Raw genomic sequence first — 13328 nt, 5'->3', positions numbered from 1 at the left:
GCTCGCGATTTCCTCATGATTTTGGCGCTAACTTCGCTCCAGAATAATTCATAAGGCGTCCCTCCCCTTTAGTTAAAGCTTAACTGCCTTTTATGGCGCCGTTAATAATTAAATTACTTCAAGGGCTTACTTTAATCTCGCATGCCTTCGATCGTTATAGTATAATAACATTGTAAGGTTAAGCCTCTTGCGACTTGATCTCAATCCCTCTATGCAATGTGATAACATTGCGAATGGGGGTTCTCTTGCGTCAATTTTTTATGCGCTCTGCATCAATCGGCATTCTTCTCAGTGGTCTTACAGGTGGGGCCTTCGCCCAAGCCGCATCACCTGAGACCGCTCAGCATACTGATCCTGAAGACATTATTGTCGTGACGGGCACGCGCCTTGAGCAATCCTTGTTAGAGGCTCCTGTCGCGATCAGTGTTCAAGACTTCGACACGTTGAACGCGCGCGGTTTTTCCTATGGCACGGATGAGTTTCGCGGTGTTCCGGGGGTATTTTTCCGACGCGGTGAAGGCGATGGAGAAGAATTTCCATTCATCTCCATCCGCGGGGTAACGGGCAATCACGGCAATGATACTTTTCTTGCCATGATTGACGGCATACCTTTTGTGGGCCCGGATGAAGAGGTTTTGCTCTATGCCTTGCCTTATGCGGCCATTGACCGTGTAGAAATCGTGCGCGGTCCCGTTTCGGCGCTTTATGGGCGCGGCGCGATCGCAGGGGCTGTCAATTACATCACCACATCGCCGCAAGAGGATGAAACCCAAATCGCCGCCACAGTGGGCAGCGATGGTCTATATCGGCTCAATGCCAGTCGCGCCATTGTCGGTGAGAACAGTCATCTACTTGCCTCGCTTTCTGCGGAGACTTTTGAGGGCTGGCGGGATAATAGCCAGCGCGATACCTTTAATGTGTTCTTGCGCGCTCAGACACAGCTTTCTCCGCGCACAACTTTAACCGGTTATCTCAATTATTTTGATCGCCAAGCGGATATACCCAGCACACTGCCAACCCTCTCCGATGGCACAGTTTTACAGGTAAAGGGCGGCGCGCGCAGTTTCCTAGGCTATGGTACGCCCCGCAATGAGATGTCGGGGATCATTGGTGCCGCGACGGTGAATTACCAAGCCAGCGATGCTTTAAGCTTTGATGTTCGCGCGCAAATACGACACTATGACGGCGAAGTTAATCTTAATTTCTACGATTATTTCGAGCTTGACGCCGACAATTCCATCATGGGCGTTAATGGGTTTAAATCCCCCAATGATGCTCTGGTGCTTTTTGCGGAAGCGACCGCGACTTATCGTTCGGGCACCCATACCTTGATTGCCGGACTTAGTGCCGAACGTGCAACCCTGGATGAACGCGATACTTGGAGTGGGCAAAACGGATTTGATTTTGCATGCGGGTTTAAATTTTATGCCATCCTCATTGATTACTCTACAGGGGATGTCACCAATGCCGATCATCCTTGTTTCATCAATGATGTGCGCTCGGCCGCAGAGACAACGAACCAATTCTATGGGATCTTCCTACAAGACGAGATCAAACTTTCGCCGCGTTGGACCCTCACTCTAGGGGGGCGTTATGATTGGTTTGACCGGGAAACCGACTTCTCTATCGTCGGATCAGCGCCTTCGGATCTTGTTGCAACAGGCAGCACCGGAGCCTTCGCCCCCAAAGCCACCTTGGCCTATGATTATGGTCCGGGCCTGATATACGCGAGCTATGGTCGCGGCTTTAACTCCAATTTTGGACCGGTTTGGCAATGGGAACCCTCGCAATATGTCCGTGAAGAACGCCCCACCACCATTGATAGTGTTGAGTTAGGTTGGAAAGGCGAAAGCGCAAACGGGCGCTTGATCTGGGAAGCTGCTGTTTTCTATTTAGAGCAAAAAGATCGCCGTACTTTTGTTGATAATCCAGATCCCTCCGGCCCCCCAAATATTGCGACAACCGGCCAGCTCTATTCTAGCCGCGGCCTAGAGGCGTCTTTGCGCTGGAATGTATCGGATAAGACCTCAACCCTCATCAACTACACTTATCTGGACCCACAATGGGATGAATTCACTCTCACCTCTTATGGCAACACTATCGACTTTTCGGGAAAAACACCGCAGGGCGTGGCACAAAACATTATTTATGCAGAAGTCACACACCAGGCCACGGATTGGCTCAATCTGACGGCGTCCTATGAAGGGTATGATGATTATTTTGTAACCGCGGATAATTCTGTGTCCGGCGGGGCCTTCAATCTTCTGAACGCCTCTGCACGCCTTGAGCTGCCCGTTGAGGGCTTAGGCCTGGACCTCTCGCTCACCAATCTCTTGGACGAGGATTATTATTATCTGTTCGGTGGGTCTCGCACCGCCGCCACCAATGCCACACCGGGCACGCCGCGTCAGATCCGTGCGACGTTACGGGCGCGGTTTTAATCTCGGGAAAGGCGCGATTATGCTTTCAGTTCAAAATGTCACCAAAACTTTTGGTCATCACACCGCCCTCAGCGAGCTTACGTTAGAGGTGGCATCGGGTGAAACCGTCTGCCTCCTCGGCGCAAATGGGGCGGGTAAAACCACAACGATCAATCTTCTGCTTGGCTTTAGTGCGCCCGATCAGGGCGTGGTACGTGTCGATGGCCGTGATCCGATCAAAGAGAGTATAAAAACCCGCCAAGCCCTGGCCTATATTCCTGAAAATGTGGCGCTCTATCCGTCTTTAAGCGGTCTTGAGAACCTCGCCTATTTTGACCGCTTGTCTGGGCATAAGCGTTCAAGCGCAGAGTTAAAAGCTCTGCTGTTGGATGTCGGCCTGCAAGAGCGCGATATTACCCGCCCTGTTAGTGCTTACTCCAAAGGTATGAGACAGAAAGTGGGCTTGGCCATTGCCTTTGCCAAAAAGGCCAAGGCCTTACTCCTGGATGAGCCCATGTCTGGACTGGACCCCAAAGCGGCCAGTGATTTCACTCAACGCCTTACCACGTTCAATGACGCAGGCTGCGCCGTTTTGATCGCCACCCATGACATATTCCGGGCCAAAGAAAGCGCTTCGCGGATTGGCATCATGAAGGCCGGGCGTCTGGTGGATATGATTGATCCCACAGGTCTGGATGCGGGCCGTATTGAACAGATCTATCTTCAACATATGCACGCGGACGTCGCCTCATGATTACCGCGATTATCACCAAGGAATTGCGTGAATTTTCCCGTGATCGACGCTTCTTAACCCTGGCGGTGTTGTTACTCATGCTTATGTTTGCGGCCAGCGTGGATGGATGGAACCGGGCCCGCTCGGACGATCATGCCCGCCAGTTTGCAGAACACTCGGACCATCACATCTGGGTCGAGCAAGGCGAGAATAACCCTCATGGCGCGGCTCATTTCGCCCGTTATGCCTTTCGTCCCACACCGGCCCTTTCTGCATTTGATCCAGGGGTCTTTGATTTTGCCGGTGCCGCTTTCTGGATGGAGGCCCATACCCAAAATCCAACGAGCCTAAGGCGGGTGGAAGATGTCGCCATCTCCACCCCCTTCGCAGCCTTGTCACCAGCCTGGATCATTCAAGTGGTTGGCAGTCTGGCTTTAGCCGTCTTGCTTTTTCAAACCCTAGCCGGCGAGCGAGAACGCGGGACCCTTCGCGCCCTGGCCGCCATTGGCATTCCGGCAACACAAGTCGTCGCGGGCAAGGCGGGCAGCGTTCTCAGTCTGGTGACCCTTTTATCCCTTATCATTTTTCTGATTGCCCTCGGTCCCTCTTTGCTGAGCCCAGGTCTTGATGTCTGTGGATTAAGAGTGCTCACCCTAATCGGAGTTTATCTTATCGGGCTTTGTGCGTTCGCTTTTGTTATCGTGGCGATTTCTGCCGTCCTGCGCACGTCCGCTTCGGCTTTTACTGCGGCCATTTCCTTCTGGGTGGCCAGCGCCATCATCATTCCCATTCTTGGAGGCCAGCTCGCCGCCAGTTTGCACCCTGACATGGATGAGCAGGCGCTGAAAAACACGATCCAATTAGAAGCGCAAAGCCCCTTCTGGACCGGCGACGCCCGCGGGCCCGCGGTTGCGGCTTTAGAGGAAAAAGTTCTTGAGGAGTTTGGCGCTGAACGGTTTGAAGACCTCGGTTTTGATCGTGAAGCGCTCATCCTTCAAGCTCATGAAGAATTTGCCAATGCGGTCTATGACCGTCTTTATGGTGCGCTTTATGACACCCATCAGGCTCAAGATCAGGTCTTGCGCTATCTCTCCCTCGCCTCGCCGCTTCTTGCGGTTCAACGCGTGTCTGCTGCGCTGTCAGAAACCGATCAATCCGCTCAAATTCGCTTCGCTCAACAATCCGAAGCTCATCGTCGAACCATAATCGAAATGTTGAACCGCAATATGATGATACATGCGGGCGATCAAGGGTTTAGCTATTCTGCGGGTCGTGATCTTTGGGAGAGTATTCCTGATTTTGTCAATGTCCGCCCCTCAACCCTGGACATACTCACAACGATGCGGGTCGAACTCATCTCCCTCGGCATTTGGTTACTTTTATCCATCCTATTGGCCCTTGGCCTTGTTCGCCGCGCGCTTCTACGAGAGGCTCAGCCATGATCACTTTTCATATCGCCCGTGAACTGCGGGCCTTTGGGCGCAACCCCGTTCGCCTGACCGTGTTGACCCTTTTTGCGTTGGTATGCGCCTGGTCGGTGAGCGATGGTGTGCGTTGGCAGCGCCAAGTCGAAACTGTACTCAGCGAAACGCCTGCTGACATGGTCACGCAGCGCGATGAGTGGATGGCAGATCTACGCCGAGCCGAAGCTGGTGAAGAGGTTTCACCTTATGCCGCACGCCCAATGAGCCTGACCTTTATGGCTCAACTCCCGCCGGGACGCCTGGCCGCCCTAGCTGGGGGTGGGGATGCCATTCATCCTCATACCGCTTTGATCAATGGCTGGCTAAGCGAGGCGTCGCTGTTTCGACGCTATGAGGTGGAGGGGCCATCCGCGCTGCATGCCGGGCGGCTTGATCTTTCATTTCTGGTGATTGCCGTTTTACCCATGCTCTTACTGATGCTGAGCTTTGATACACTTTCACGCGAACGCGAGGCGGGCCGGTTTACGCTTTTTCTTCTCCAAGGCGGCCAAGCCTGGCACTTGATCCTCGCGCGCCTCATCGTTGTGGCTCTTCCCTTATGGGCCATTATATCGCTCGCGGTCATCAGCGCGAGCTTGCTGCTTGGCGCTCCGTTTATGACCGCAGCCCTTTGGATTGCGAGTATGAGCCTCTACCTCCTCTTTTGGTGCAGCCTTGCCGCTCTGGTGGCGGTCTTTGCACGCCGGACATCCTTTGCCGCCCTTGGGGCGATTGGGGCTTGGGCCGTTTTTGTTGTGCTGATCCCGCTCACCGCACGGTTTACCGCTGAAACGCTCCATCCCGTCCCGTCACGGGTCACCTATTTGACCGAGGCGCGGCTGGCAGAAGGTGAAACCCGTCGTAATCTCACCAATCGCTCAGAGATCTATATGGCCGAGCATCCGGATATGGCAAATGCGGGCGATGAGGCTGTGCCGGGCTATTATCAAGCCTCGTATCTGGCGAATATTGACATTAATGCTCACACAAGACCTTTAGTGGCCCGCTTTGAAGCCCAACAGGCCGCACAACGACAATGGGCTCAGGCTTTACAGTTTTTATCACCCGCCCTCATTGTAGAACAGGGGCTCCACGGCGTATCTGGCACCGGCCCCCAACGCGCCGCCGCGTTTCGCGCCCAAGCCCGCCAGCATCTTAATCACCTGCTAGAGGCCATAGGCCCGGCCACCGTCGCGCGTGCCCGCTTAACCCTCGCGCAAGCCGAAGCCCTCCCAGAATTTAGCTTTTCCGAACCCCAGCCTGCCCTCAGCACGCACTTTGGCTTCGCCTGGATGCTGGTCCTTGTCGGTTTTGGATTGGGTCTTGCGAGACGGGTCGCCAGACGCGCCATCTAACCCGACCAAATGCTCTGATATTCTCCAGTCGCTCTCTTACGGCTTGGAGCGTGAGATATGCTTCGGCGCGTCATTGGTTTTCTTATGGCGAGAGAGCAGACAATAAGGGGCAGGTCTTTGGCGGTTAAAAGAAGGGTGGTGCAAGCTGCACCCGCGAAGGTGCAAGTTGCACCGCCTTTAAGATCACGCTTTTACTGAAGAAATCATAATGTGACGCATAGCTGGTACAACTTGCACCGGGTAGAATTCGGTGGCTTGCGCGCTTAATACAGAATTTAAATCAATAACTTAACTAATCGCAAAGGCGCTAAGGCCAGCAGTGCATCTTGTGTGATCAATCACAAACCGCTGATGCGGGTTAACCCCGAGTCAGGATGAAACCTTGTCTTGGGGACAGCATGAGGTTTTTGAGTTGTCGAAACCACCCATCCCCGACCCGCGATAGATTATACGGATGAGTTTCATACGATCTTGATCGATGCTCATGGCGTGACCAATCAGCCTATTGAGCACCGTATCAAAGCGTGCGGTGTGCGTGCGCGCCTGTGTCGATGGTCGCTCAAGAAGGGCTAGGCCGCCCGGCCCGTCATGACCCTGCGGACCAGTGCTGAGGCCATAGCTCGCCTCATCCTCGGTCCGCCCGATGGCGGTGCCGGGTGTCGCCCGGCTGAATCTTCACTGCAAACGGGTGTTCCGGTGTTGTAGGGAGGGTGTCGCGGATCGCTTTACCCTGAACCGTGAGCGCCAAGGTTTGGTGGTGTTCAAAGCGGTAGGTCACCAGCACGGGGCGTGCGCGCACCATCGGATCGGCCAGGAATTGGTCTGAACGCGCCATGACCAGATCACCCGCCGCAATGTCTTCGATGCGCTTTGACCCAGACGGTGTCATCACGGGGGTGCCTGGCGTTACTCTTTATAAATGAGGTGTGAAAATTAACTCGCCCACATCGTTTTATCCGGTATGATCCCACTTTCCCAATGTTTTTTAAGTTTGTATGCTACGGCTAGTGACATTTGCTCGTTTTTCTCTTCAGGGTGGTATTTGTATATCGTCACCACTCCCGTTTTTTCATTAATAGAAAGCTCCCCAAAAACTTCTTCGTCTCTATTCCAATACTTATAATAAAGCTCATGCGCGACAGATTTGGTTCTTTTTATATCAATCAAAATTGCCATCTTATTGTGCCCTTCCGCTTTTTATTCTGCATTCCATACACGGCCACTGCTTTCAGCAGCTTCATGAGCTTGTCTATAATTTGTTTTGTAAATGCCCTCAAAGCGAGATTCAAAATATTCATGTTCTAACAATCGAATATCATTGTCGATGTAATCGCCTTTGACTAAGCGATCCCATGCATTAGCGATTTGAGGATGTGCATCAAATCTGCCAACTCTGCCATCTAAAACATGATCCCTGTAAAATAAGTGCTCTTTGACGCGTTGGATGCGATGGGTCGACCATCCAGTATTTCTTGAAATCACGCTAATATCATCCTGTAAGCGAATTACATCATATATGTCTTCAGCTTTTGCATAAGGATCGTATAAAGTTGCACTCGGGTTCACAATTCTACGCGCACCTGTTTCCAGGATTAAGCTTTCACCCGTGCCGATCCTTGATACGGGGATCAGACCGTCCATACGGCTGATCGTGGCGAGTGATCCGACACCACCGCCAGCAAAGCCAACCCCAAATTCGATTTGATTAGCTATGGATGGCTCAATGCCAAATCCATAAACCAGAGTATCATTAAGGTATGTGGTTTGACGCTCACCGGTGATCATTTGTCGCCAGCCCGTTGTAGCGTTGTCGACCCCCGTAAGGATGAGAAAACTGCCACCGGCGATGGCCACAACGCCTGGCGCGGCGCCTGCCCCAGTGGCCGTAGCACCGGCACCCCCTACAATAAGGCTGCCGCCCCCGATAACTTCAGCACTCCCCCCAAGGAATTGAAGCCCACCTGTTAGTCGAATGCCCGTCTCCGAATTGGCAAATTCGTTGGCTTTATACATCACCCCTGGCGCGTTGGTGGCCAGGCGCACGGCCATGTTGACTAGCATACGCTGGAACCATGTCAGAGCCGTGCGGCTGTCTTGCCCTTGCCCCAGCTCCGTAGATGCAAAGAGCCCCAACGCACTCTGGTTTTCATAGCGCAGGGAGAACATGCTGTCGGTCGTATGCGCGTCTCGTTTTGCGGCGATCATGGCATTCAGGGATGCATGCTCATCTTGAGTTAGGGCGCGCCCAGTTGTCAGCTTGCTCTGCGTTGCGCCATCATAGGTATTGTGGACCCATGTTTTGGAGTGACCGACGAAATAGGTGTGGTCGGTCTCGACGGCGAAGTTATAGACGGTGGTGAGGCCCGGATTGGCTTCGAGGGCTGTGACGGTGAGGCTTTGACCCTCACTATCGATCAGCTGATCACCCACCCTCAGATCTTCGGCCTTGATCCAGGCATAGGCGCTTGGATCGCGGGCTATGCGTTGGGCATTGTGCAATAAGGCGCTGACCGCTGTGTCAAAGCGCGCCTGTGTCGATGGTCGCTCAAGAAGGGCTAGGCCGCCCGGCCCGTCATGACCCTGGGGACCAGTGCTAAGGCCATAGCCTGCCTCATCCTCGGCCCGTCCGATAGCGCTGCCGGGTAAGGCGCGGGTGTCGCCCGGCTGAATCTTCACTGCAAACGGGTGTTCAGGTGTTGTATGGAGGGTGTCGCGGATCGCTTTACCCTGAACGCTAAGCGCCAAGGTTTGGCGGTGTTCAAAGCGGTAGGTCTCCAGCACAGGGCGCGCGCGCACGAGCGGATCGGCCAGGAATTGGTCTGAACGCGCCATGACCAGATCACCCGCCACAATGTCTTCGATGCGCTTTGGACCCGATGGCGTCATCACGGGGGTGCCAGCCACAAAACACGCCCCGCGTGCGATCAGCTCGCCAATCGTTGAGCCGATAACACTGGGCAAAACAGTGACTGTGCTTGTGCGTTTAACTGAAGTGAAAGCAGAAGCGCGAGAGTATTCATGTTTGTTCTACATGTTCTCATTTCTATTGAAAATTATCAAGTACATTAATGACATGCAAACAACGATCCAGTAGAAAACGAATATTCATCTTCATAGATGATGGTATTATTGTCATTTAATTCAACGAACTTAAAGTTAATGAGACCTGCGCTCTCGCTATATGTGTAAATCCACATATCGTTACTATGTCTAACTGTAATTTCCTTAAGCCCGGATTCTTCATCAATTTCCTGTACTCTCAAATTGTAATCAAGATTATTAACGGTAAAATCCATCGAGTCATAATGCTCCGATAAAAAGAAAGGAAATGGTACAGTAAAGCATATTACCAAGCCCTTTACATGACACGCCGTAGACCTAAATGCAACATCATCAACCGTTCCCGCTATAATTGAACCGCGCCTAAATATAGATATATTAGGATATGAGTCTTCAATGCGTGCAGCTTCAGTGCACATAGAAGCTGCAAGCAATCCTGTCAAAATAATCATATTATTCTCCTAGTAAGCGCAATAAATTTGTGCCGGGTGCAAAGTCTCCGTCCGCTTGATAAATCGGGACCGTTCTAATGTCTCTATTCCCATAACCTCGCTGCTGCCATGATTGGTAACTTCCTCTAAACCCGTAATGCTCCATACGACTTGCCACGAAGTTTTCAAGTGCCTGATGTTCATTTACACTTGTCCGACGGTCCGTATATGATCCATTAATTCTTTTCAAATCAAAATCCGGATAAACATGAAGTTTTTCATGCGTCACAGTGTTAATGACTGACCTTATGCCCCTTACGAGAGATGAATTCGTAACAATGTAAGCATTGAGATTAGAGCTGCTAGCTATATTTTGGCCTCTATAACCGGTATCTGAGTGAGGTGAGTAAAACAATACATTATAACTATGTGTTTGATATCTAGCGCCGACATCTATCCCAAATGAAATTTGATGCGCAAGATTAACTACTGATCTCATTCTTTGAATTTCGGGACTATTTATATAAACTTTATCTGTGTATATGGAATCTTCCCAATTGTTAGTTCTTTGCTTTCCAATTACAGCAACTGGAAGGGAGTGTTGTGATAAGTCCATACCATCAGCAAGCTCATAGAACTTCGGCGGTAACTCATTTTGTATCACTTCCAATTGATTAGCTGACAATGTGCCCGCATCAATTGTGATAAAGTGCCCATCCCGGCCTATCTCTACAATATTCTTCTCAATATTGTAGTCATCTATATTAAACTGTGTGGGAATATTATCTGACTCTTCAGCAGGCTTTGTATTGAATATGTTCAATATCGCGCGTAATATACTATTATCGTTATCCATTTGCGGATTTGGGATGAACTCTGCATATATTTTATCGTCCAATTCTATATTGCTTCTATTATCTGCATGTCTTCGCCTCGAAATCTCTATGCCTTTTGCGATTTTACTGCCGATCGTTTGCCCGATGACATCAGGCAGTGAGCTGAGGACGTTATCGCCGAAGCTGGTGCCATCGATGAGCGAGCGGGTGGCGGCATTGGAGATGACGCGTGAGCCAATGGTTAGCCCCTCGGCAACCGCTTGGGGCATGACAGCTTTATTGTTGAGCGCGGCCCACATCGGATCTGAGCGCTTGGCGCTCCATTGACCCACAGCCTGGCCCACACCGGCAGAAACCCCGGCCGCAGCCAAGCCCGCCCAGTCAAAACGACTTTGCCATCCAAAGGCCATCGCCGCGCCTTGGCCCAAAGCGCTGCCCGTAACACCGCGCGCTATGGCCCCGCCAACACCCGTCCCGCCCAGAACCTTACCTAAAGCGCCCCATTTCGAGCCCATTTGCTGAGCCCTTTGGGCTAAGGCTCCTGCATTAGCATAGCCCATCCTGCTTGCTACACCCGCTTTATAGGCGGCGCGTCCGGCTTGAGCCATATCGCCCGCGATTTTGCCCAAGCCTGCCCCGATACCCCCCGATATCCCGGCCATGGCGACGGCATTCCAGGAGAATTTATCCTGGATGCCGGTGGCGACACCGAAGGCCTGGCTGGCAATGGAGCCAACCGCGCCCGCCGCGGCGCTCGCTGCGGTGGTGCTGCCCAATAATTTGCCGCCCAGTACGACATTCTTCGTAATCAAAGTCACCGCGACGGCGATGACGACCATGAAGATTTGGCCGATGCCGCCGCAGCCCTTTTTGCCTTTACGCGCGACGGGTCTAGGCTCGGACGGTGAGGATGGGGTCAGATTCCCGATGGCTTTATTGGGATCATAAGGGGTAAAGGTGGTGGCATTATAGCTATTGCGCATCACCCCGGTGGGTAGCAGCAGAGATTGGCCTTCGATCAGCTGGCTTTGACCAGACAGGCCATTGGCCTCAGCGATTTTATACCAGAGCGCGCTATCGCCCAAGATCCGCGAGGCAATAGATTGAAGGGGCTTATAGAATAATTGTAAGAATGACTATCAGTTACAATGCCGCATATTTAATATGGGGTAAAGTCAGGAAGTAATGCCTTGCTCTGTAACAGGTCTAGTATATAATTCGTAGAATACTCATCATAAAAAATATTCACTTCAGTCATTAGTTCTTTTATCGAATTATTCAAATTTTCATAATAGTATAAAGATTCAGCAACTGAATACATAATTGTGTCTAATTTCAATGGAAAATTTTCAGGCAACAATTCGTCCATCACAGCTCCATAAAAGATTCCAGGAAAATTCTTGCTCATTCTAAAATCTAATTGCTCTCCAACAGAATAAAGTACTAAATCACCATTATCTAATACGATATCCATAAGCTCAAAAATGTCAAAAACCTTATAGTTATTTTTTGCGCCGTTCATGTCCAACACAGAAACAATGATTGGCCAATCCATGTTGGTTTCATTGATAATATTTCTAAAGTCCATGCCCGCTCTTTCATATATTATAAACATTGTGCATTCTTTCCATTTTTAATTTGATCCTATGGGTTTGCATATCTAATCTTTATTGTCGTACTAAAGTGGGTTTCATTTCTTCTTGACCCGCTATTCAGAACTATTTGTATAGTTGGAGACCCTTGGAAGTGCCCACGTCCAGTAGATTCTTGGTAATAACTAATAGATGAAATAGGCCCTCTAAAAGAACCATCGGCTCTCCTGTACGTCGCGATAAGTAGATTATATTGATGTTGTGCTGCAGCGCTACCCCCATGATGAGCGAACTGAAATGTCCCAGTGCTTGTAATGTGGGTGCTTTGCCCTTGGTAATATCGCGCGTGTGCTGGATTAGCGTTCTGTAGAGCATCTCTAATCCCTGCCCCTGCACTTTGAGCATCTCTATGAGCTCCCCTAATTCCTCTCAACGCATTTTGGCCAACAAAGTTATACTGGTTTAATACTATATTGTAGTAGGCGTAGTTTGGACCATAGACATCATAAGTCGCTCCTTGACCAGCAGTAGGGCGCCCCCTAAAGCCAGGGTTAACGTTTTGTATCTCAGTTAAAATTTGGTTTTCTAACAATTGGTTGTTACGAAGGGGGGCGGGGCCTCTTCGACGTCTTGGCACCCCTCTCGCTTGCGCAATATCATAACCTTTAACGTCAGCTAAGCTTGATGAGAAAATATGCTGCTGTTCACCCAAGAGTGCTTTTAATGACGGATCGCTATTCCCGTCAGTAAGTAATCCCCTTATTGTAAATGAAAGACCTTCCGAAAAATTTTTCTTGTTAAAGTTTTTATCAACAAAGTTGACTAAGGTTTGTGGCTGAATTTCCTTTTTAATTACAACATCATTAGTATGATTTTTCATTGTGTTTACATTATCAATAATGCCACCATCAATCGTCGAAGTTGCAATTGAGTACTCACCTTTTGTATATCTAAAGTTAAATTCTCCATCACTACTATCAGGAGTTCTAGATCCAGGGTGATCATGAGACTTTTTGTCTCGCCAAGATTTAGTAATCGCCCCACCGATACTTTCCCCGATGGTTTGTCCGATGACATCGGGCAGGACCGCGAGGACATTATCGCCAAAACTCGTGCCTTCGATCAGCGAGCGCGTGGCCGCCCCGGCGATACCGCGCGCGGTGCCGGTAACGATGGAGCGCTGCCATTGCTTATCTAGGCCTTGAACCCACTCAGAGCCCCCCACCTTATGTCCGACCCCAGCCATGACCCCGGCGGCGGCCACACCAGACCAGGAGAACTTATCCTGCCAGCCCATGGCCATAGAGGCACCCTGGGTGAGGACATTGCCCACCACACCTTGGGCCACCGCATTGGCGGTTCCATTCGAGAAGATGTTCGCTGCGCCGACTTTTGCGCCGATGCCGCCCGAGATCCCGGCCATGGCGACGGCATTCCA

General features: G+C 50.9%; 11 protein-coding genes. 4 read left to right on the top strand and 7 right to left on the bottom strand.

Annotated features, from left to right (window positions below; all coding sequences use genetic code 11):
• Nucleotides 1–245: 245 nt before the first annotated feature.
• The 4 genes from H151_RS0113405 to H151_RS0113390 are packed head-to-tail and all read left to right on the top strand — an operon-like array spanning nt 246 to nt 5971.
• Complete coding sequence (locus tag H151_RS0113405) at nt 246–2441, top strand: TonB-dependent receptor (protein WP_169336760.1); 2196 nt, start codon at nt 246–248, stop codon at nt 2439–2441.
• Between the two features lie 19 nt (nt 2442–2460).
• The gene (locus H151_RS0113400) at nt 2461–3174 is read left to right on the top strand and encodes an ABC transporter ATP-binding protein (RefSeq protein ID WP_019962179.1); all 714 of its coding nucleotides are present in this window, start codon (nt 2461–2463) and stop codon (nt 3172–3174) included.
• Nucleotides 3171–4595: an ABC transporter permease subunit gene (locus H151_RS0113395; RefSeq protein ID WP_019962178.1), complete on the top strand. Its 1425-nt coding sequence runs from the start codon at nt 3171–3173 to the stop codon at nt 4593–4595. The genes H151_RS0113400 and H151_RS0113395 overlap by 4 nt, the downstream gene beginning before the upstream one ends.
• Complete coding sequence (locus H151_RS0113390) at nt 4592–5971, top strand: DUF3526 domain-containing protein (RefSeq protein WP_019962177.1); 1380 nt, start codon at nt 4592–4594, stop codon at nt 5969–5971. Before H151_RS0113395 ends, H151_RS0113390 begins: the two co-directional genes overlap by 4 nt.
• Before the next feature lie 625 nt (nt 5972–6596).
• On the opposite strand, the gene H151_RS0113385 is transcribed toward H151_RS0113390, so the two are convergent.
• The 7 genes from H151_RS0113385 to H151_RS16505 form a co-directional block, all read right to left on the bottom strand.
• Nucleotides 6597–6860, bottom strand: a complete 264-nt coding sequence (locus H151_RS0113385; protein WP_019962176.1) for a polymorphic toxin-type HINT domain-containing protein — start codon at nt 6858–6860, stop codon at nt 6597–6599.
• A 44-nt stretch (nt 6861–6904) separates the two neighbouring features.
• Nucleotides 6905–7147, bottom strand: coding sequence for a hypothetical protein (locus H151_RS0113380; RefSeq protein WP_019962175.1), 243 nt, complete (start codon nt 7145–7147; stop codon nt 6905–6907).
• A gap of 21 nt (nt 7148–7168) precedes the next feature.
• Nucleotides 7169–8932, bottom strand: coding sequence for a polymorphic toxin-type HINT domain-containing protein (locus H151_RS17405; protein ID WP_019962174.1), 1764 nt, complete (start codon nt 8930–8932; stop codon nt 7169–7171).
• Between the two features lie 104 nt (nt 8933–9036).
• Nucleotides 9037–9483, bottom strand: coding sequence for a hypothetical protein (locus H151_RS16510; protein WP_040759717.1), 447 nt, complete (start codon nt 9481–9483; stop codon nt 9037–9039).
• A 1-nt stretch (nt 9484) separates the two neighbouring features.
• Nucleotides 9485–11383 carry a hypothetical protein gene (locus H151_RS0113365; RefSeq protein WP_019962172.1) on the bottom strand — a complete coding sequence of 633 codons (1899 nt, stop codon included), beginning with the start codon at nt 11381–11383 and terminating at the stop codon, nt 9485–9487.
• A 74-nt stretch (nt 11384–11457) separates the two neighbouring features.
• Entirely contained in the window at nt 11458–11913 is a 456-nt protein-coding gene (locus tag H151_RS0113360) for a hypothetical protein (protein WP_019962171.1), read from the bottom strand.
• Between the two features lie 29 nt (nt 11914–11942).
• Nucleotides 11943–13328: hypothetical protein (locus tag H151_RS16505; protein ID WP_040759715.1), on the bottom strand; the 1386-nt coding region annotated here is incomplete at its 5' end.

It is taken from the genome of Woodsholea maritima DSM 17123, from assembly GCF_000382325.1.
Lineage (GTDB): Bacteria > Pseudomonadota > Alphaproteobacteria > Caulobacterales > Maricaulaceae > Woodsholea > Woodsholea maritima.
Note: the sequence above shows the minus strand (reverse complement) of the source record. Positions and strands in the feature narration are given on the sequence as shown.

What these genes read in the sequence shown, in the direction of transcription:
- H151_RS0113395 (WP_019962178.1), top strand. Translation starts at nt 3,171, where the DNA reads ATGATTACCGCGATTATCACCAAGGAATTGCGTGAATTTTCCCGTGAT.
- H151_RS0113385 (WP_019962176.1), bottom strand. Translation starts at nt 6,860, where the DNA reads ATGACACCGTCTGGGTCAAAGCGCATCGAAGACATTGCGGCGGGTGAT.
- H151_RS0113360 (WP_019962171.1), bottom strand. Translation starts at nt 11,913, where the DNA reads ATGTTTATAATATATGAAAGAGCGGGCATGGACTTTAGAAATATTATC.
- H151_RS0113390 (WP_019962177.1), top strand. Translation starts at nt 4,592, where the DNA reads ATGATCACTTTTCATATCGCCCGTGAACTGCGGGCCTTTGGGCGCAAC.
- H151_RS0113400 (WP_019962179.1), top strand. Translation starts at nt 2,461, where the DNA reads ATGCTTTCAGTTCAAAATGTCACCAAAACTTTTGGTCATCACACCGCC.
- H151_RS0113380 (WP_019962175.1), bottom strand. Translation starts at nt 7,147, where the DNA reads ATGGCAATTTTGATTGATATAAAAAGAACCAAATCTGTCGCGCATGAG.
- H151_RS16510 (WP_040759717.1), bottom strand. Translation starts at nt 9,483, where the DNA reads ATGATTATTTTGACAGGATTGCTTGCAGCTTCTATGTGCACTGAAGCT.